The organism is Amorphus sp. MBR-141, assembly GCF_053628695.1.
In genome coordinates this window covers 1-19337 of record NZ_JBRJGW010000018.1, presented here as the reverse complement: position 1 = coordinate 19337, position 19337 = coordinate 1, and the positions used below count along the sequence as shown (strand labels likewise).

15 protein-coding genes are annotated in these 19337 nt (G+C 68.9%); 3 read left to right on the top strand and 12 right to left on the bottom strand.

The window, feature by feature from the left end; genetic code table 11:
- The first annotated feature begins 80 nt into the window (after nucleotides 1–80).
- Entirely contained in the window at nucleotides 81–530 is a 450-nt protein-coding gene (locus tag ACSSVZ_RS20800; RefSeq protein ID WP_453972664.1) for a MaoC/PaaZ C-terminal domain-containing protein, read from the top strand.
- 22 nt (nucleotides 531–552) lie between these two features.
- Here the strand turns inward: ACSSVZ_RS20800 and ACSSVZ_RS20795 are convergent, their stop codons facing one another.
- From ACSSVZ_RS20795 to ACSSVZ_RS20765, 7 genes are all read right to left on the bottom strand, one after another.
- Complete coding sequence (locus tag ACSSVZ_RS20795) at nucleotides 553–1305, bottom strand: SDR family NAD(P)-dependent oxidoreductase (protein ID WP_453972663.1); 753 nt, start codon at nucleotides 1303–1305, stop codon at nucleotides 553–555.
- Nucleotides 1306–1336: 31 nt separating this feature from the next.
- Nucleotides 1337–2854, bottom strand: a complete 1518-nt coding sequence (locus ACSSVZ_RS20790; RefSeq protein ID WP_453972662.1) for a class I adenylate-forming enzyme family protein — start codon at nucleotides 2852–2854, stop codon at nucleotides 1337–1339.
- Nucleotides 2855–2857: 3 nt separating this feature from the next.
- Complete coding sequence (locus ACSSVZ_RS20785) at nucleotides 2858–3319, bottom strand: MaoC family dehydratase (protein WP_453972661.1); 462 nt, start codon at nucleotides 3317–3319, stop codon at nucleotides 2858–2860.
- Nucleotides 3320–3369: 50 nt separating this feature from the next.
- On the bottom strand, nucleotides 3370–4401 hold the full coding sequence (locus tag ACSSVZ_RS20780; RefSeq protein WP_453972660.1) for an NAD(P)H-quinone oxidoreductase: 1032 nt from the start codon (nucleotides 4399–4401) through the stop codon (nucleotides 3370–3372).
- A 71-nt stretch (nucleotides 4402–4472) separates the two neighbouring features.
- Nucleotides 4473–5462 (bottom strand): fumarylacetoacetate hydrolase family protein, encoded by a 990-nt coding sequence (locus tag ACSSVZ_RS20775; protein ID WP_453972659.1) that lies wholly within the window; start codon nucleotides 5460–5462, stop codon nucleotides 4473–4475.
- A 33-nt stretch (nucleotides 5463–5495) separates the two neighbouring features.
- On the bottom strand, nucleotides 5496–7484 hold the full coding sequence (locus ACSSVZ_RS20770; protein ID WP_453972658.1) for a TRAP transporter permease: 1989 nt from the start codon (nucleotides 7482–7484) through the stop codon (nucleotides 5496–5498).
- A gap of 91 nt (nucleotides 7485–7575) precedes the next feature.
- Entirely contained in the window at nucleotides 7576–8514 is a 939-nt protein-coding gene (locus tag ACSSVZ_RS20765; protein WP_453972657.1) for a DUF6282 family protein, read from the bottom strand.
- Nucleotides 8515–8666: 152 nt separating this feature from the next.
- On the opposite strand from ACSSVZ_RS20765, the gene ACSSVZ_RS20760 reads away from it, so the two are divergent.
- Complete coding sequence (locus ACSSVZ_RS20760; RefSeq protein WP_453972656.1) at nucleotides 8667–9482, top strand: helix-turn-helix domain-containing protein; 816 nt, start codon at nucleotides 8667–8669, stop codon at nucleotides 9480–9482.
- 35 nt (nucleotides 9483–9517) lie between these two features.
- On the opposite strand, the gene ACSSVZ_RS20755 is transcribed toward ACSSVZ_RS20760, so the two are convergent.
- The gene (locus ACSSVZ_RS20755; RefSeq protein ID WP_453972655.1) at nucleotides 9518–10927 is read right to left on the bottom strand and encodes a hypothetical protein; all 1410 of its coding nucleotides are present in this window, start codon (nucleotides 10925–10927) and stop codon (nucleotides 9518–9520) included.
- 182 nt (nucleotides 10928–11109) lie between these two features.
- Between ACSSVZ_RS20755 and ACSSVZ_RS20750 the strand changes: the two genes are divergently transcribed.
- Nucleotides 11110–12126 (top strand): CaiB/BaiF CoA transferase family protein, encoded by a 1017-nt coding sequence (locus ACSSVZ_RS20750; RefSeq protein WP_453972654.1) that lies wholly within the window; start codon nucleotides 11110–11112, stop codon nucleotides 12124–12126.
- A 45-nt stretch (nucleotides 12127–12171) separates the two neighbouring features.
- On the opposite strand, the gene ACSSVZ_RS20745 is transcribed toward ACSSVZ_RS20750, so the two are convergent.
- From ACSSVZ_RS20745 to ACSSVZ_RS20730, 4 genes are all read right to left on the bottom strand, one after another.
- A complete protein-coding gene (locus ACSSVZ_RS20745; protein WP_453972653.1) occupies nucleotides 12172–13122 on the bottom strand; it encodes a lipid kinase in 951 nt (316 codons plus the stop codon).
- Nucleotides 13123–13225: 103 nt separating this feature from the next.
- Entirely contained in the window at nucleotides 13226–16717 is a 3492-nt protein-coding gene (locus ACSSVZ_RS20740; protein WP_453972652.1) for an AAA family ATPase, read from the bottom strand.
- A gap of 4 nt (nucleotides 16718–16721) precedes the next feature.
- Nucleotides 16722–17966, bottom strand: a complete 1245-nt coding sequence (locus tag ACSSVZ_RS20735; protein WP_453972651.1) for a metallophosphoesterase family protein — start codon at nucleotides 17964–17966, stop codon at nucleotides 16722–16724.
- Nucleotides 17967–18206: 240 nt separating this feature from the next.
- Nucleotides 18207–19118 (bottom strand): DUF4238 domain-containing protein, encoded by a 912-nt coding sequence (locus ACSSVZ_RS20730; protein ID WP_453972650.1) that lies wholly within the window; start codon nucleotides 19116–19118, stop codon nucleotides 18207–18209.
- Nucleotides 19119–19337 lie beyond the last annotated feature (219 nt).

Below are 19337 nucleotides of genomic sequence, written 5' to 3'. Positions count from 1 at the left end.
ACCGGGGCGCGTCGGCGAAGCTGGCGCGCCCCTTCTTTTGAAGTGAAGTCGGAGCGCGCAGCGTCTCCGGGGAGTTTTGCATGACGACGCGCTATCTCGAGGACTTCGCGCCCGGCGAGACGTGGACGAGCGACGCCTTCAGCCTGTCGGAGGACGACATCGTCCGCTTCGGCCGGGAATACGATCCGCAGCCGATGCACACCGACATCGAGGCCGGGCGGAACGGACGGTTCGGATCCGTCATCGCCAGCGGCTGGCAGGTTGCCGCCATGAGCATGCGGATGTTCGTGGAGGCCGGCGGCTACGGTGACACGCCGATGGTCGGTCTCGGCATCGACGAACTGCGCTGGCGCAAGGTGGTCCGGGCGGGCGACGAGCTGCGCGTCGTGCGCGAGGTCGTCGAGGTCCGCCAGTCCCAGAGCAAGCCTGGATTCGGCGTGGTGCGCACGCGGGTGGAAGTCCGCAACGGCGCGGGCGACGTGATGATGTCGTTCATCTCGGCCGGACAGGTGCCGGTCCGACCCGCCTGATCGACCAGGATGCGGGATCCGGCTACAGGTGCCGGCCCTCGTCCACCGGGATCGAGATGCCGGTGGCGCTGGTGAGCTCGCTCACGCAGGCCATCACCGCCTTGGCGACGTCGTCGGGGGTGGTGAGATGGCGCAGCGGCAGCCCCTCGGCGATCGCCTGCAGGCGGTCGTGGGTGCGGCCTTCGACGAAGCCGGTATCGACCCCCGCCGGCGCCACCGCCAGCACCCGGATCTTCGGCGCAAGCAGCTTGGCGAGGCCGATGGTGAGCGCGTCGACGCCGGCTTTCGCCGCGCAGTAGGCGAGATTGCTGCCGACGCCGGTGCGCGCCGCGATCGACGAGACGTTGACGATCACCGACCTGTTCGGGACCTCCAGCAGCGGGCGCAAGGCTCGCACCATCGCAAACGGCCCGCGCAGGTTGACCCGCACGACCGCATCGAAGATCTCGTCGGTCAGGGCATCGAGATCGTCGATCGGGACCGGGGTGGTGAACCCGCCGTTGTTGACGAGCACATCGACCCGGCCGAACCGTGCGCCGATCTCCCGGGCCGCCTCGGTCACCGACTCCGCCTCGCCGATCGACATGCGCAGCGCGATGTGGCCGGATCCTTCGAGGCCGGCAACGACCTCTCCTGCCGCGTCCGCGTTGGAGTTGTAGCCGACGACGACGCGGGCGCCGCGTTCGGCGAGGCGCACCGCACAGGCGCGCCCGATGCCGCTGCTGGCGCCCGTCACGACGGCGACGGTGTCCGGTTCGAACTGGCTCGCGGTCATGATGTCTCCTTCTGAACGGGCGCAGGATGGCTCAGGCAGGCGTCTCCGGCCAGTAGGAACGGCGTAGCTCCTGCTTCAGCACCTTGCCGACCGCCGAGCGCGGCAAGGTCCGTCGCACCTCCACCGCCGACAGGTGCTGCATCCGGCCGAGCCGTGCGTTGGCGGTCGCCAGGATGTCGTCCGGGTCCGCGTGCTGTCCCGACTTCAGGACGACGAGGCCGAGCGGCGTCTCGCCCCATCTCTCGCTCGGCACCGCGATGACGCACGCCTCGGCCACGGCCGGGTGCGCCGTCAGTTCGGCTTCCAGGTCGGAGGCGTAGATGTTGAAGCCGCCGGAAATGATGACGTCCTTCTTGCGGTCGACGAGACGCAGGAAGCCGTCCGCATCGAACACGCCGATGTCGCCGGTGCGGTGAAAGATCTCCCCATTGGCGTTGCGGAACCGGAAGGCGTCCGTCGCCTCCGGGTTGCGGAAATAGCCGCTCATCATCGTCGCCGACCGGCCGATCACCTCGCCCCGCTCGCCGGCCGGGCGTTCGGTGCCGCTCTCGTCGATGACGCGCACGTCGTTGCCGGGGGCGGGCCGGCCCACTGTGGTGGCCTTGTCCGGATGTGCGCCCACGTCGAGCATCACCGTGCAGCCGCCCTCGGTGAGGCCGTAGACCTCCAGGAACCGGCCGGGCCAGCGGTCCACGGCAGCGCGCTTCGTCGCCGGCGACAGGGGCGCGCCGGTGCACTGCTTGACCTTGAAGGTGCCGAGGTCGCGACGGTCGAACGAGGCGGCACCGAGGATGCGTTCGTACTGGATCGGCACCAGCATCGTGTGGCTGGCGCCCGTCTGCTCGGCCAGGTCGAGATAGGCTTCGGCGTCGAACTTCGGCATCAGCACGACCCGGCCGCCGTGGAACAGCGCCGCCAGCATCGGCATCAGCGTCGTGTTGGAATAGAGCGGCGTGGCGAGCAGCATGGTGCTGTCCGGTCCGAGGCCGAACAGGGCGCGTGCGCACTGGCGATGGCGCATGGCGAAGGCGTGGACGATGCCCTTCGGCAGGCCGGTTGTGCCGGACGAGTAGATGATGTTGAACGGCGCATCGGGCGAGGGGATCAGCGGCTCGGCGAGCGGCGGTGCGTCGGCGAGATCATCGGGCGTGTCCGCGTCGAAGAGGCCGGCTGCGGTGATTCCGGCGAGTTGCCGGCACCGGGCGGCATCCGCGAAGACGAGGTCGGGCTCGGCGTTCCTGAGCATCCCCGCCAGCGCCTCCGGGCTCGCGGAGATCGGCAGGGGTACCGCGCAGCGCCCGGCCGCCACGGTCGCCAGATAGGCGACGACCATGCCGATGCTGGTGTGGCCCGCGAGCCCGACGCGGCCCTCTCCGCCCGGTGCCGACGCGACGATGCGCCCGGCAAGGTCCAGCACGCGCGTGCGCAGCGCCGACCACGTGAGGGTTTCGTCGCCACAGACGAGCGCCTGGGCATCGGGCCGGGCGTCGACGTGGGAGAGAAGGACGGCGACCAGCGTCGCCTCGGTGGCGTCGAGCGGTGCGGACATCGGCTAGCTCGCATCCGCCACGAGGATGATGTGGTCGGCCACCAGCGCCGGCCGGTCGGCATTTTCCAGCTCGATGGTGGATTGGGTGACGATGCGGGTTCCGCGCGGATGGTCGGCAACGTCGACGAGGGTCAGCGCCAGCCGGATCCGGCTGTCGACCGGGACGGGGCTCAGGAAGCGAACCTTCTCGTAGCCGTAGTTGAGGCCGCTGCCGCGGCGTTCGATCCGGTAGAGTTCGCGCTGCAGGCGCGGCACCAGCGCCAGCAGGAAGAGCCCATGCGCGATCGTCTTGCCGTCCGGCATCTCGGCGGCGGCGCGCGCCGTGTCCACGTGGATCCAGTGGTCGTCGCCGGTCAGCTCGGCGAAGGCGGAGATGTCCGCCTGGGTGATCGTCCGCCATCCGGACTGGCCGAGGAAGCGGCCGGCATGGCCCTTGAGATCGGCGGGGCGGTCGACAGTCAGCATGGTCTCTCCCGGGCGCGCGTGCGCCGCTTCCGTCGTTGCTGGCCGCCGCGTTATGCGGAGGCGGTGCGGTCAGGTCCTGTGGGAACCGACGCCGCCAGGTCGGGGTCGAGGGCCAGCACGACCTTCCCGATCTGCAGGTTCTCGTCGAGGATCGTGTGGGCCGCGGCCACCTCCTCGAACGGCACCACGGCGTGAATGCGCGTTTCGATCTGCCCGCTTGTCAGGAGCGGCCACACCTGGTCGACCAGTTCGGCGCCGATGCGGCCCTTGTAGGCGGCGTCCCTCGGGCGAAGCGTCGAGCCGGTGAGCGTCAGGCGTCGCCGCACGATCTGGCGGATGTTGACCTCCGCCGTCGGGCCGAGATGGCTGGCGATGAAGACGAGGCGGCCATCGGCGTCCAGAAGGTCGAGCTGGCGCTGGGTGTAGGGCCCGGCCTGGGCATCCAGGATCACGTCGACGCCGCGCCCGCCCGTGAGCGCGCGGATCTCGTCGTCCCAGGCGCCGCGATAGTCCACCGCCGCAACGGCGCCGGCCTCGCGGCAGACGGCGCGCTTTTCCTCGGTTCCCGCAGTGGCGTAGACGGTGGCGTTGCGCAGGACGCGGGCGATCTGGATGCCGGCGAGGCCGACGCCGCTGGTGCCGCCCTGGATCAGCAGGGTCTCGCCCTCGGCCAGGCGGGCCAGCCAGATCAGGTTGTTCCAGGCGGTGAAATAGACCTCAGGCAGCGAGGCGGCCTCGATGAACGAGAGGCCGTCGGGGACCGGCAGGCATTGCGGCGCCGGCACGCAGCAGTAGTCGGCGTAGCCGCCGCCGTTGGCGAGCGCGCAGACCGGATCACCGGGCGCCGGCGACGTCACGCCGGGGCCGACCGCCTCGACGATGCCTGCGATGTCGAGGCCGGGGATGTCGGAGGCACCCGGCGGCGGCGGGTAGAGGCCGCGCCGCTGCTGGACGTCCGGCCGGTTGACGCCCGCCGCCACGACGCGGACCAGGACGTCGCCCGGGCCGGGTGCGGGGCGCTCCCGCTCGACAAGCCGCAGCACTTCCGGTCCGCCGGGCTCGCTGATTTCGATCACGCGCATGGGGCAACCGCCTCGATTGGGAGCGGCCGGCCGGCCGCCGTTTCCCTTTCCGTCTGGGTCCGGTCCAGGGCTCAGTCCTCCCAGGAATGCACGACCGGGCTGGTCAGGTGGCCGAGGCCTTCGATCTCTATGTCGAGGACACCGGTGAGCTTGTGCAGATTGACCGAGCGGTGGCCGTTGGGGAACTTGCCGACGCCCTTGGCCGAGGTGCCGAAGCAGATCACGTCGCCGGGCTCCAGGGTGAAGTAGCGGCTCGCCTCGGCCACCACCTCCTCGATCTTGAACCGGTAGCTCGACGTGTTGTCGATGGCGAACGGCTCGCCGTCGAACCAGCCCTTCACCTCCAGCGCGTTGGGGTCGGCGACCTCGTCGGCCGTGGTGATCCACGGGCCCATGGGGCCGAAGGTGTCGCTGGCCTTGGAGCGCGCGTGATAGACGAAGTAGACGTCGCGGTCGTCGTCGCCGTGCAGGTTGCGCCAGCCGAGATGATGCGGCCGGATCAGGTCGGGCTCGCGGGTGGTGGCGATGGAATCGAGGCCGAACTTCAGGCCGTGCGACGTCACGTCGTTGACGATCGTGTAGCCGAAGATCGCCGCGCGGGCCTCCTCGACGGTGAGGTTGCGGCAGCGCTTGCCGATCACGCCGGCGAGTTCCAGCTCCGGGATCGTCTCGCCGTAGTGCTCTTCCATGACGATCGGCTTGGTGTGGCCGGTCAGGCACGACGGCGCCTTGAAGAAGAAGTTTGGCACGCCGGGGTCGCGGTGGGCCGACTTGCGGATGCCCATGTTGTTGAAGGCGACCCCGATCACCTTGGTTGGACGCGGCTGCGGCGGCAGCCAGTCGATCGAGGCGGCCTCGAGCGGCGTGACGGAGGCCGCCGCAGCGAGCGCCTGGCGGGCGCGGTCGAGTTCCTCTGGCCCGCCTTCGATCAGATCGTTCATGGTGCGCGGCGCGTCATCGAGGCCCGCCGCCTCGTAGAGATCGGCGAGCAGCAGGACCTGGTCGCCGTCGGCGGCGACCAGTGCCGGCCTGTCCTGGTGAACGATCGTTCCGAACTTCATGTGGATCTCCAGAAAGGGGGCGAACGGGCCGTCTCAGGCGACCCGCTCGGGCGTCCCGTTCAGCTTGACGTGGTGATTGAGGTAGGCCGCATAGGCGAGGATCGGCAGCACGAAGACTGCTGCCAGCAGGACGAGGTCGAGATCGGACCAGCCGGGCACGATGGTGGCGGGCAGCGCGATCAGGATGGCGCCCGCGAACAGCACGAGCCGCAGCGGCCGGCCAAACCAGCGGTCGGCGAACAGCACCCCGATGCCGGGCACGAAGCCCTGGATGGTGCAGGCGAACAGCGAGATGCCGACGATCGCCAGGACGAAGGCGATGATGGTGTCCGACACCGGTCCCTGCAGGACCAGCGCCGGCTGGAAGACGAAGAAGAACGGAATGAAGTAGATCACGCTGCCGAGCCGCATCGCCTCGAAGCCGGTCGCCATCGGCGGCGTCTTGGCGATGGAGGCGGCGGCGAAGGCGCCGAGCGCCACCGGCGGCGTGATGAACGACAGCATGCCCCAGTAGAAGATGAACATGTGGACGGCCATCGGGTTGAGGCCGACCTGGACGAGCGCCGGGGCGAGCAGGATGGCGAGGAAGATGTAGGCCGCCGTCGAGGTCATGCCGACGCCGAGGATGAGGCCGGTGATCGCCCCCATCACCAGGAGCATGATCTGCGAGCCGCCCGCCACCCGCAGCAGGTCGTTGACCAGCGTCGCCGCCACTCCGGTCATCGACAGGGCGCCGACGATCATGCCGACGGCCGCCAGGATCGCCACCAGGTTGGCGAACAGCCCGCCCAGGCTGTCGAAGAAGCGGCCCACCTCGGCCCAGCCCCAGCGGTGCCGCTTGGAGAACACCTGGATCAGCAGCGGCGTCGCGTAGTAGGGCGCCAGCGCCTCCCGGCGCATGATGAGGAGCATGTAGATCAGCAGCGCGAAGACGAAGATGTAGTACCAGCCTTCCTTGAACGTCTGGCGGACCGACGGAAGCTCCTCGGCCGGCAGCCCCTTCAGGCCCTCCTTCGCGGCCATCGAGTCGATCTGCACGAACAGCCCGAAGAAATAGAGGATCGACGGGATGGCGGCGGCGAGCGCCACCTCGGCGTAGGGCACGTTCATCATGCTGGCCATGACGAAGGCGGTGGCCCCCATCACCGGCGGCATCAGCACGCCGCCGGTGGAGGCGCAGGTCTCGACGCCGGCGGCAAACGTGCCGCGGATGCCGGTGCGCCGCATCGCCGGGATGGTCATCACGCCGGTCGTCATCACGTTGGTGATGACGCTGCCGCTCATCGAGCCCATCAGCCCGCTGGAGAAGATCGCGACCTTGGCCGGGCCGCCGCGCACCCGCCCCAGCAGCGCGAACGAGAGGTCCATGAAGAACGCCCCGGCCCCGGTCTGCTGCAGGGCGGCGCCGAACACGATGAAGCCGATGATCAGCTGGGCGAAGGTGCGAAGCGGGATGCCGAGGATGCTCTCCGAGCCCATCGCATGATAGGCGGCGGTGTAGGCGGCCGACGACGGGAAGCCCGCGATGACGTTCGGCAGGTACTCCGTGTACATCGGGTAGCAGGACAGGATCGCGACGATGATCGCCAGCGGCAGGCCGCCGGCGCGCCGCCCGGCCTCCAGCACCAGGAACCACAGGGCGAACGAGAAATACACCGCCACCTCGGGCGGAGCCATCTCCCAGCCGCGCAGCTTGATGTTGTAGGCGTTGGCGAAGAAGTAGCCGCAGACCACGATGATCGCCACCGCGAACACCCAGTCGTACCAGCGCGGCGGCAGCCCGATGAGGGCGGCCCGGAGCGGGTAGAGCAGGAACACCGAGGCCAGCGCCAGCGCGATGATCGCGTAGTAGAAGCGCAGGTCGATCATCGTCACGCCGACGAAGAAGCCGAGATTGAAGCTCTGGTTGATCGCCAGGATCAGGATGGTGGCGGCGGCGATGCGCACCAGCCAGCGCGAAAGTCCCGTCGGCGACCGCGCGCCGATCTCGGGAGCGGCATCGATCTCGTGCGCCTTGTCCATGTCGCCTCCCGGTGGTCCTGACCGGCAGGCGCCGGTGGCCACGTCTTTGCTTGTTTCGGGCTCTCCGGTGGAGGCCCGGCCGTCTGCGGCGCTAGCCGATCTCGAGCCCCACCAGCCGCGCCGGGTTGTCGCGCACCATGAGCCGCACCTCGTCCTCGCTGAAGCCCAGCGCCAGGCACATCTTGATCGCCTGTCGCATGCCCTCGACGGGGGTCGGATTGTCGACCTGTCCGAGGTCCGAGCCGATCGACGAGTGCTCCACGCCGGCTGCCAGGATGTGCTCCTTCAGCTCCTGCGGGGTGAACACGTTGAAGCGCGAATCCACGTAGAGGCAGGCCGACTGCTCGATCAGGGCGCCGAACTCCGCCAGCTCGCGGATGTCGTCGTAGGTGAAATGCAACCCGTACATCGGGTGGTTGACGATCAGCCGCTTGACGCCGCGCGCCTTGGCCTCGGTGAACAGCTTCCAGATCTCGTAGACGTGGAGATGCCCCGACGACAGGATCGCGTCGAACTCCGCGATGGAATCGAGGATCTGCTTGACCACGTCGAGGAGGTCGCCGTGCTCGTCGAGCACGGTGAGGCCCTTCGGCGTCTTGAGCTGGACGTTGGCGGCGAGCCGCGACTTGCGGAAATTGGTGCGGATGTGGTTGGCGGAGTGGGCCGTCGGCATCCAGATCAGCTTGGCGCCGTGCTTCAGGATGGAATCGACCACGTAGGGATCGAGGGCGCCGGCCGAGTTGTTCAGCACCAGGCCGCCGTACATCGCCACTCCGTGGTGGCCCAGCACCCGCTCCATGATCGGCAGGAAGGGCGCGACCGAATAATGGTGGTCCTTGAACAGGATGCCGCGCATGCCGGCGGCGGCGGCCTGTTCCACGGCCTGGAAGTGATCGACCTGGCGGGCCATGATCGACGGGCCGGAATGGACGTGCAGATCCACCGCACCCTGCATCAGGCCATCGACCACGCCGTCGTCGATGGTCGCGATCAGGCGGCGCACTTCCTCGCGATTGCTGTCGGAACCCACGGCGCTTCCTTTCCCGTTTTCTTGCCGGCTTTTCCGAAAAGCCTGATCTGGCTTAGGTCTTCGGCTGGTGGCGAGACAACGAAACGATGGCGCCGTTCCGGCAGGCGAAATAACCTGCCCGCCCAGAACACGTCACTCGGGAGGGATGCCGGATGTCCATTCGCTCGATCGAGCGGGCGATGCAGGTGCTGCAGGAGCTCAACCGGCAGCCCTACACGTCGATCGCGCAGCTGCATGCGGCCACCCAGTTGCCGAAGCCGACCCTCGTGCGGATTCTGAAGACGCTGGAAGGACTTGGCTACGTTGAGAACGACACGCGGCTGGGCGGATACCAGATCACCGGGCACGTCGTCTCGCTGAGTTCCGGCTTCCACAAGGATCCGCTGGTGGTGGAGGCGGGCCGGGCCTGGGCGATCTCGCTCACCCGCAAGTACCAGTGGCCGGTGTCGATCACGCTGCTCGACCAGGACGCCGTGGTGGTGCGCTTCTCGACCGTGCCGGACAGCCCGATCTCGCCCTTCCACAAGACGGTCAACATGCGCCTGCCGCTGCTGACGCGGGCACTGGGACTGGCCTACGTCGCCTTCGCCCAGAAGAGCGAGCAGGACCTCATCATCGATATCCTGCGGCATTCGAGCGATCCGGAAAACGCGCTCGCCCACGATCCGGCTGGCCTCGCGCGGCTGTTCGCGAAGGTGCGCAAGGACGGATATGCGACCCGCGCGGGCCACGTCGAGCCGCGCAACTCCGACACCATCGCGGTGCCGATCTATTCGGAGAACGAGCGCGTCGCGGCGACCCTCGGGCTGACCTATTTCAAGTCGGCCTTCGGCTCGCGCGACGAGGCGTGCGCGCGCTATGTCGCCGTCCTCCAGGCGACCTCGGTGGAGATCTCGGAGGATCTGCGGCGTCTCTCCCGGGCCGTGCCCGGCACCCGGACGGCGCCCGCCGCGATCGGCGCGACCTGAGCGCCGGTCCTCGGCCCCGGCCGCGGCGAGGCGGGTCAGCCCACCGACAGGAAGAGGATCGACACCAGCACGAAGAAGGTGAGCGCGAATGCCCCGTTCCAGCGGAAGCCGATCACCGATGGCGGCTTGCCGACCACCGAGGAGGCGATGGCGACGGTCGACGTCATCGGCGAGGTGACCAGCGCCACGGCCCAGGACGTGAGCACGGCGAGCAGCAGCAGCGTGTTGGAGATGGGCAGTCCGGCCGCCACGACCGAGGCGACGAGCACCGTGCCGGGGATCATCGGGTTCAGGCCGATCAACGAACTGACGACGATGGTCGCCCCGATGGCGACCGCAAGCGTCCCGCCTTCCAGCCCGCTCCACAGGATGAGGGCGCGCAGGTCGTCGGAGGGCACCAGCGTGGCGATCAGCATCCCGAGATAGCCTGACGCGGTCATCACGCAGATCTCGTTGGCGGCGTTCGGCAGCTGGACGCCGGCCTCGGCCGCCAGCCAGCCGAAGGCGCCGGCGATCGTCTCGCCGGGCGCCCGGGTGAGCAGGACCCAGCCGAACGCGAACGACGGCACGATCAGCAAGATCGCGGCGCGCAGCGGCATGTCGAGAAGCGTCTCCGCGAGCGCCGCCGAGCCGGTGATCGTGACCATCAGGCCGACGAGGCCCATGAGGGCGGCCGCGGATCCGAGCCCCGACTTGGGCTGCAGCGGTCCCCGCGGACGCGGCTCCATCCGGTCGAATATCCAGCCGAGCAGGCAGAAGGCGAACGTGGCGGCAAGCCCGTAGGGCAGGTAGTCGACCCAGGAGAGGCCCGGCAGGATCGGCAGCAGGATGTTGAGCGCGATGCCGACCGGCGACCACATCATCGTGGCGGCAAAGCCGCGCACGACCGCCGTCGTGATGCGCCGCTCCTGGATCGCGGCGACGGCCGGGGAGGTGTTGGAGGCCTTCCGCGTCTGCTGGGCGATGTTCATCAGCAGCAGGAAACCGCCGATGTTGAGCAGGATGCCGAACAGGTGGCCGGCCCCGGCCAGAAGCAGGAAGCGGCGCGACGGAGGCTGGTCGACCACGTAATAGCCGGCCCGGCTGATCATCGACGATCGCTGGGCCGCGATCCGCAGCAGCGTCATGACCGCGATCAGGGCGGGCAGGTACATGGCCCGGCTGGCCGACAGCATGTACTGCTCGAACGATCCGTGCCTGACCGCGTAGAGGGCCGTCACCGCGAGCGCCATCATCAGCAGCACCCGGGTGTTGGTGCGCAGCCGCCGCCAGCCCATCAGGATGAAGACGAGGACCAGCGCGAGGGCGACCAGCGACAGGGCGTGCACCCCGGTCATCATGTCGCAAAACACGAGGACGGCGACGGCCAGAATCAGGACGGCGGCCACCGAGGTGGCCGGCCTGGCGCCGGGCGCAATGGGTTGTGAAGATGGGGGGCTGGTCACACCGGACTGTCCGCGGAATGATATGGGCGTAGCAACCCGCCGCGAGGCTGGCAAGCCGGCCCGACGCCGGAGTGCGGCCGGGCACCGCCCGACTTGGCCGGCGTCGCCCGTTTCGCGATCCCTTGCAATGTCCGCGCCGGGCGTCGGGACGGCCGGCGTTCGCGTGCGTCATGGAGACCGGATTGATCAGCCCCCTGGACGGAGTGACGGTCGTCGAGTTTGCCGGTCTCGGACCGGCCCCCTTCGCGGCGATGCTGCTCGCCGACATGGGCGCGCACGTGACGCGCATCGGTCGCGTCGGCGACGCCGGTGGCGATGGGAAGTTCATCGAACGGGGACGGGAGCTCAAGGGGCTCGACCTGAAATCCGACGCCGGCCGGCAGGCGGCGCTCGACCTGCTGGCGTCGGCCGATGTGCTGATCGAGGGCTTTCGCCCGGGCAAGATGGAGGCGCTTAGGCTCGGTCCGCAGGACGTGGCGGCGGTCAATCCGCGCATCGTCTACGGACGCATGACCGGCTGGGGCCAGCAGGGGCCGATGGCCCATCTGGCCGGCCACGATCTCAACTATCTGGGCATGACCGGGCTGTTGAGCCTGATGGGGCATCCGGACCGGGAGCCGGTGCCGCCCCTCAACCTCGTCAGCGATTTCGGCGGCGGCGGCATGTACCTGGCGTTCGGCATCGTGTCCGCGCTGATGCGGGTGGGCCGGACGGGCGAGGGGGTGGTCGTCGACGCGGCGATGGTGCACGGCACCACCCACCTGGCGACCTTCGTTCACGGCAGCATCGCGCGGGGAAAGTGGAACGGCGGACGCGGCGCCAACATGCTGGACGGCGGCGCTCCGTTCTACCGCGTCTACCGGACGGCGGACGACCGGTTCATGGCCGTAGGCCCGCTCGAGCCGCAGTTCTACCGGGCCTTCATCGAAACGGTCGGTGCCGATCCGGCCTATCTGGACAGGCAGTGGGACCGTCCCTCCTGGCCGGAGATGGCGCGGCGGCTGGAGGCACTCTTCGCGACGCGCACCCAGGCCGACTGGGTGGCGGCGTTTGACGGGGTCGATGCCTGCGTGACGCCGGTCCTGTCGATGGAGGAGGCGCGCACGCACCCGCAGCTCGCCGACTGCTTCACCACCGGCGGCGGCGAGGTCGAGCCGTCTCCGGCGCCCCGCTTCCGGCCGCTCCGGCCGGCGGATTAGCGGATCGGAGTCGAACCGGGGCGATCCTGCCTCGCGACGGGCCGGTCAGCTTTTTCCGCCCAGCGAGAAAAGGCCTCCGGAGTCGGTCTGCTTCGGCACGTAGGCGGTCACGGCCTTGGGTCGAAGGGCGAAATGGGCCGGCGTGGTCGTCAGGATCTCGCCATCGGCATTGATGTCGAGCGGCCGCTTCGTGCGCACGGTGAGTTCGGTCGTGCCGAAGGTGCGGACGTTCTTCCAGCGCTTCTGGGTGCCGCTCTTGATGGCCGGCAGCAGCGCCAGCAGTTCGGTCCAGTGACCGATCTCGAGGCTGTAGACGTCGAGCCGCCCGTCGTCGGGCTCGGCGCTTTCGTCCACGGCGAGCCCGCCGCCGTAGTAGCGCCCGCTGCCGACCGAGATCTGCAGGGTGCGCACCCTGTCGACATGGCCGTCGTGCTCGATCTCGGCGGAGAACGAACGGCTCTGGGAGACCAGCTTCATGGCGGAGATCGCATAGCCGAGCTTGCCGAAGCGGCGCTTGGCGTCCGACGTGAGAACGCGGGCCAGCCGGGCGCTGAAGCCGATGCTGGCGACGTTGAAGAAATAGTGGTCGTTGACGATGCCGAGATCGAGCGTCCGCGTTTCGCCGTCGGCGATCACCTGGGCCGCGTCGACGACGGCGAACGGGATCTCCAGCGTCCGGGCGAGATCGTTGGCGGTGCCCAGCGGCAGGATGCCGAGCGGGAGGCGCGTCTCGACGAGACCGGGTGCGGCGGCGTTGAGGCTGCCGTCGCCGCCGCCCACGATCACCATGTCGATCTCGTCGGCGTGCCGGGTGATGGCGGTCGAGATCTCCTCGCGGTCGTTGGTCGACGGTTCGATCAGGCGGATGCCGCTGTCGCGCAGCAATTCGAGCGCATCGTCGATCGGCTCCGACCCCCGGCGGGCGTTCGGGTTGAGCAGCAGCAGGGCCGTCCGGTTCCGTGCCTCGGCCGGCTGGCGCGCATCGACGTCTTCCATTGCAGCGTCCTTGTTGCGTGTGTACGCGGGTCAACGCACGAAACGCGCATTCGTCACCGGTCGGAGGCGGCGTATTCGTTCCGGGCAGCCCAGGTCGCCCGGGTCACCCGGACGGCGGACCGTCGATGGTGATCACATCGACCGTGTCGCCAAGGGTGGCGCGCGCGATCTCGACGACGCTGCGGGCATGGGTGAACAGGATTGGCTGGACGGTGCCGCTCGCCTCGGCGAGCGCCGCCAGCCCGGCCGCCGTGCGGTCGTCGTCGAACGTCTGGAAGATGTCGTCGCCGATGAACGGGGCCGGTTCGTTGCGCGCCGCGTAGTCCTCCAGGAAGGCGAGGCGCAGCGCCAGGTAGAGCTGGTCGCGGGTGCCGTCCGAGAGACCGCCGATCTTCACCCGGTCACCCGAGGCCCGCACGCCGACGAGTTCGGGACGGTCGTCCTTGTCGAACTGCTGTCCGATGTCGGCAAAGTAACCCGCGGTCAGGGTGGAGAACAGCCGGCCGGCGCGGCTCATCAGCGGGTCGTCCTGGGCCCCGCGATGGTGGTCCATCGCGGCCGAAAGCAGCGACGAGGCGAGCTTCAGCACGGCCCACTCCCGCCCCGCTTCCAGGATCTCCGCCTCCGCCACGTTGCGCTCGAACGCCGCGCGCTCCGCGCCCGCCGCCACGTCGAGCCGGTCCCGCTCGCGCTTCTTCTCGGAAAGCGCGGCGAACACCTCGTTCATGTCCTGGTCGATGCGCGCTTCCTCGCGCTCTAGGGTGGTGATCTCGATGGACGCCTTCTCGGGATCGAAGTCCCGGAGCTCGCTCCGGACCGCCGTCTCCTCGGATCCGGCGGCGACCTCGGACAGCCGGTGGCGGCACTTGCCGAGGCTGAGGGCCAGGTCGTCGCGGATGCGTAGCCGGCTCAGCAACTCGTCGGCGGCCATGCCGTCGGGAGCCGCGGCGAGCAGCCGGTCGCGCTCCGCGACGGCGCCGGCGTGCGCATCGCGTGCGCGCGCGCGATCCGCCGTCGCGTCCGCCAGCGCCGTCTGCGCACTGCGCTTTTGCGCGTCCGCCGTGCGCGCCGCCTGGGTGCGCTCGGACAGCACCTCGATGGCGTGGGCGGCGGGCAGGCCGGCGAGGTCCGGGGCGGCGTCGCTCGCCAGCGCCGCGACGCCCGCTTCGAAGCGGGCGATGTCGCGGCGCATGCCGTCGACACGGGCGGCCCGGTTGGTGCGTTCGCGGCGGACGTCCGGCACTTTCTCCCAGACCGCGATCGTTGCGGCGGTGCGTTCGACGCCGGCGGTCGCGTCGAGCGCAACTGCCGCAATCGCCGGTCGGAACCGCGCGCGCCAGTCCGCCTCGGCCGTCCCCACCGCCGTGCGCTTGTCCGTCAGGCCCTCCAGGCGCCGTTCGCGGTCTTCCAGCTGGACCGCGTGGGCGCGCCGCTCGCTCCAGGCGTCGGCGAGCTCGGCGAGCCGGGCCTCGATGGCACGCGCCAGCGCGCCGACCGGCAGGTCGCCGGCGCCGTCGAGCCCGGTTCCGGCGGCGATCGCCATGAGGGCGGGACGCAGCCTTTCCGCCGCTGCGTCGAGCCCGGCCAGGCTGTCTTCCACAGCCTGGGCCTTGCCCCGCTGGGCGAGGATATCGTCCACCGCGCGCAGCCAGTCGAGCATGCGCTGGGGGGTGTCGGGCTCGATCGCGAGGGCGGCAAAGTGCGCACGGTAATCGGCGTGCACCAAACTGCGCTTTTGGGCCATTTCGCTGCGCACTTCTGCGCTTTTTTCGTGCTGTGCGCACACCTCCTGGCGCGTGCGCACGCGCGTCTCCTGCGCGTGCAGGCGGGTGGCATCGGCGAGCGCGCCGTCGGCGGCGTCATCGGCCGCCCGCACGAGGGTTTCGAAGTCCGCGACGCGGGCCGCGGCGTCGGCGGGGGCGGGCAGCGGCGCCCGGCCCCCGACGACCTCCGCCAGCGGCGCGAACGCTGCGTCGCGGACGCTGCGGGCCTCGGCGATGCCGGTGCGGGAGGGGACGGGGCCGGACTGCTCGGCCTCGGCGATCTCGCGGTCCAGCCGCTCGAGATCCTCGCCGAGCTCGGCGGCCCGGCGGTCGAGGGCGGCGAGGTCGGCGTCGATCGCGGCGAAGGCCTCCTGGCTCTGGCGCAGGGTCTCGGCGGCGGGCAGCGGCGTGGCGGCGAGGCGGTCGGGATCGGGGACGGCAGGCGACAGGCGGGCGACGCGGGCGTCCAGGTCGCGGCGGGCGGCGCGCAGCTCGGTTTCGAGCTCGTCGCGGCGGGCAAGCGCGGCGAGGTCCGGCGCGAGTGCTGCGAACTGATCGCGCCACGGCTTCGGATCGACCACCGACCCGGCCGGCCGGCGCGCCCGGACCGCGTCGAGATCGGCGCGTCCCTCGGCGATCTGGTCGTCCAGCCCGGCGGCGGTGGCGGCCAGCCGGCGGCCTTCGTCGACCAGCGCCCGCAGCTCGGCGAGGGCGGCGTCGGTCGGCATGCGCCCTTCGAGATCGGTGTCGGCGAGACCGAGCCGGGTGGCGAACTCGCGGAGCTCGGCGTCGTAGGTGTCGCGCTCGGCCTCGATGCGCGGCAGGTCGCGCAGCTTGGAGGCGTAGTCGCCGGACTCGCGGATGAGCGCGAAGATCTCCTCGGCGCGGGCGAGCAGGCGCTCGTCCACCTCGACGCGGGCCAGCACGTCGGCCTGGCGTTGTGCCTGGTCCTCCGCGTGGCGCAGAGCGGTGGCGGTGCGCTCCACGGCGGCGAGGCAGGCGTCCAGCGCGTCGGCATGGCCGGCCGGCAGGGGGGCGAGGTCGGCGAAGGCGGCGAGCGCGGTCTCGTCGGCATCGATCTCGGCGACGATCGGGCGCAGCTGGCGCAGGCGCTCCAGCCGGGCGGCGGCGCGGCGGGCGGTGGTGCGCTCGGCGGCGAGCCCGTCGTAGCGCGCCTGCAGGTCGTCGATGGCCGTGTTGAGGGCCTTCCAGTCGGTGGCGCGGAGCTCGCTCTCGCGCTCGGCCCTGCGGGCCGCCTCGTGACGGTCGAGGATCTGGTAGAAGCGCCGGTCCTTCGACCTGCGGGGCGCGAAGATGCTGCCGGCCTCGTCCTCCAGCGACGTCTTGAGACTGGTCAGGCCGGCCAGGCCCGAGGCGGCGGAGAACAGCAGGCTGCCGAGCTCGCCGTCGCTCTTCAGCATGTCGTCGGCGCCTTGGCGCAGACGCTCGGAATCCAGGCCGAAGGCGCGCTCGAACACGTCGCGGGTGAGCGATCCGAGGAACGGCGCCAGCGCGTCGTCGCGCAACTCGCCCTCGTCGTCGCTGTCGGAAATGAGCGTGGCCTTGCGCCCCTTGCGCCGGCGGAAGGACAGGCGCTCGCCGTTGCCGGAAACCAGCGTCGCGCCGACGCGGAGCGCGGTGCTATCATGGCGGAAGTCGAAGGCGGTCAGGTGGGGAAACCCGAACAGCAGGTCGGAAATGGCGGCCAGCGCGGAGCTCTTGCCGGCCTCGTTGGGACCGTAGACCACGTGCAGCTTCGCGCCCGGCCGGAACACCAGCTCCCGGTCTGTGAAGGTGCCGTAGCGCAGCAGCGAGAGACGTTCGAACCGCATCCGCTCAGCGCCCCCCCATGGCCCGGGCCATGAGCAGCTCGCGTGCCTCGGCGAGGAGGTCGGCGGTGGTGGCGCCCAGCGGCGCGTCGGCGGTGCCGAGGCCGCCCGGCAGCCGGGCGGCGATCTCCGCGACGATGCGGTCGGCCTCTTCGGCCGCCTCGGGGGCGGCCAGGACCGCGTCCAGGAGGGCGTCGAGATCGAGCCCGGCATCGACGGTGGACGGCCGCGCCGGCGTTGCCGGCTGACTCAGCCGAAGATCGAGCTTTTCCAGCCAGATGTCCTCGTGCAGGCGGTGGCAGGCGGCCTGCACCTCGTCGGCGAGCCGGGTGCGGCCAGCGATCATCTCACGGCGGAGATCGGTCGTTCCGGTGAGCGTCAGCCGGAGCGCCAGCAAGCGGCCGTCCGCCTCGCCCACGAGATGTGCGAGGGCCGCCTGGACGCGGGCCGGGACGTCGGCGACGGAGGCCAGCTCGCCGACGTCGATCGTGGCGCTCTCCCAGCGCGCCTCGTCGACGAGCAGCCGGTCGATGGCGGCGATCTGGCCGTCCTCCACCTGGACGACGACGCCGCCCTTCGGCCCCGTCTCGCGGATGCTGCGGCCCTGGATGTTGCCGGGGAAGACGACGGCCGGGTCGCGGGAGACGATCTCGAAGTCGTGCACGTGGCCGAGCGCCCAGTAGTCGTAGCCGCGGCTGGCGAGATCGTCGGTGGAGCAGGGGGCGTAGACGGCGTGGGGCGGCCGGCCGGTGAGGGAGGTGTGCAGCACGCCGATGTTGAACCAGCCGGGGACCGGGGCCGGATAGGTGAGGGCGAGGTTGTCGGTGGCGGCGCGTTCGGCGAAGCCCTGCCCATGCAGGGCCACCTGCAGGGCGTCGAGCCGGAACGTCGCCGGCTTGCGGGTGCCGAACTCGTGCACGGACACCGGCAGGGTGATCGACCGGGTGACGACGCTTTCCGCGTCGTGGTTGCCCCGTAGCAGAAAGACCGGGATGCCGGCACGGTCCAGGTGGGCGATCTCGCGGTTGAAGAACAGCCCGATCGTGTTGTCCTTCCACTCGCCGTCGTAGATGTCGCCGGCGATGACGACGAAGTCGACCTTTTCCTCCAGCGCGCGCGCCACCAGGCTGGAGAACGCCGTGCGCGTCGCCGCGGCGAACCGGTCGGCGATTGCCGGATCCTTGACGGCGAGGCCGCGGAACGGGGTTCCGAGATGCAGGTCCGCGGTGTGCAGGAACTTGAAGGACGACACGGGCAGCTCTCGGTCGGGCAACGGTTGCAGAATCGCCCCCGAAGATCGGCCGTCGGGCCGGCTATGCCAAGGGGAAAGGGGCCGGGGCGGAATGTGGCCCGTCGCGCACACACTTGAGGCTTGAGATCACGCGCTTGGGCGCCGGCATGGCCTCACCCCCGAGCCTTTTTCGGCTAGGGGGATCGACTGACCGACAAGAAATGGCGCCAGATTCAAGACAATTCAATGTTGCCGGAAAGCCTAGTCACGCAGGAAGCTCTTCTTCTTAGGCGTGTCATGCACACAGTTATAACCAGCCCATCTAAGCTGCTCCACAAGATTGTCTGCTGGGCAAATCATATGCCGGACTGTGGGCCAGTATGAAAACTGGCTGACGATCTGTCGCTTGAGGGCCGCCTCAACGACCGGATCAACCTGTTCGTTTGTAAAATATCCATCAAAATCCCCGAGACTTAGGCAAATATATGCCCTTGGCGTTAATGGCATCAGATGATTATATGGAATAAATCCAAGCTGTGTCGCCCGCAAACGAGGGTGGTCGGGACTTTTCAGTATGTGAACCGGTGTGGAGCAAACGTACGTTGGCTCCCTCACACGCCAGATCGAAATTCCGCAAGAGGAGAATTCGCGCTCGGTCCATTCCAGGCTTGATGCATGTTCATTGGCCATTTCTGACATGAGGCCGGGATCGGCCCGAAGCACGGCATACATCTCCTTTTCATCATCAGAAAAGTTCATGCCACTATCTGGTTGACCCGCCAGAATCGACAGATCACGGAGTGTATTTCGGTAATGAGGCGTCCTCACTTCGAAATTCCGGACAAGGCTGTACAATATCGCGCGGTCCGAATGATCCAGATCGGCGGCTGCGCCCGCCGCAATCTTCTTCCAGGTATTACTCTTAGAAATTGGATCTTCGAGGGACGAGTTAATTTTCTCTTCAACTGAAACCGGAATTGACCCAACTATGTGGACATAAAGGTCATTCTCGAAAGCGATTGACTTTATCGATTTCTTTGCCCAGACCGCCTTTCTCCCATGTTTACTGAGAACTGTGACCTTCTTTTTTTCGGAATCAATTGCAAAATTTCGCAGGAAGAATTGTGGTGCGTAATGGTGCCTTTTAGGCGGATTTGTTGATTTGCTGCTCATACTCACCTCGCCTCAACTTTACCAGAAACTCAGAAAGCCGAGTCGGAAAAAGCATTATTTAAATTTATATGCCTTGAGCAATCTTTTTCGTTCGGGTCGCTTCGATCTGAACGGGAAATGCTTTAGAGCGCGTTTGAGAAGGATTCCCAAGGCGTCTGTTGCGTGATTCATAGGGGGTCGGATCAACGAGACAGGCCGACGCTCCATGCCCCGGAAGAA

Excerpts from the sequence above, each read along its gene's own strand:
- ACSSVZ_RS20800 (WP_453972664.1), top strand. The coding sequence starts at position 81 with ATGACGACGCGCTATCTCGAGGACTTCGCGCCCGGCGAGACGTGGACG.
- ACSSVZ_RS20795 (WP_453972663.1), bottom strand. The coding sequence starts at position 1,305 with ATGACCGCGAGCCAGTTCGAACCGGACACCGTCGCCGTCGTGACGGGC.
- ACSSVZ_RS20790 (WP_453972662.1), bottom strand. The coding sequence starts at position 2,854 with ATGTCCGCACCGCTCGACGCCACCGAGGCGACGCTGGTCGCCGTCCTT.
- ACSSVZ_RS20785 (WP_453972661.1), bottom strand. The coding sequence starts at position 3,319 with ATGCTGACTGTCGACCGCCCCGCCGATCTCAAGGGCCATGCCGGCCGC.
- ACSSVZ_RS20780 (WP_453972660.1), bottom strand. The coding sequence starts at position 4,401 with ATGCGCGTGATCGAAATCAGCGAGCCCGGCGGACCGGAAGTGCTGCGG.
- ACSSVZ_RS20775 (WP_453972659.1), bottom strand. The coding sequence starts at position 5,462 with ATGAAGTTCGGAACGATCGTTCACCAGGACAGGCCGGCACTGGTCGCC.
- ACSSVZ_RS20770 (WP_453972658.1), bottom strand. The coding sequence starts at position 7,484 with ATGGACAAGGCGCACGAGATCGATGCCGCTCCCGAGATCGGCGCGCGG.
- ACSSVZ_RS20760 (WP_453972656.1), top strand. The coding sequence starts at position 8,667 with ATGTCCATTCGCTCGATCGAGCGGGCGATGCAGGTGCTGCAGGAGCTC.
- ACSSVZ_RS20745 (WP_453972653.1), bottom strand. The coding sequence starts at position 13,122 with ATGGAAGACGTCGATGCGCGCCAGCCGGCCGAGGCACGGAACCGGACG.
- ACSSVZ_RS20740 (WP_453972652.1), bottom strand. The coding sequence starts at position 16,717 with ATGCGGTTCGAACGTCTCTCGCTGCTGCGCTACGGCACCTTCACAGAC.
- ACSSVZ_RS20730 (WP_453972650.1), bottom strand. The coding sequence starts at position 19,118 with ATGAGCAGCAAATCAACAAATCCGCCTAAAAGGCACCATTACGCACCA.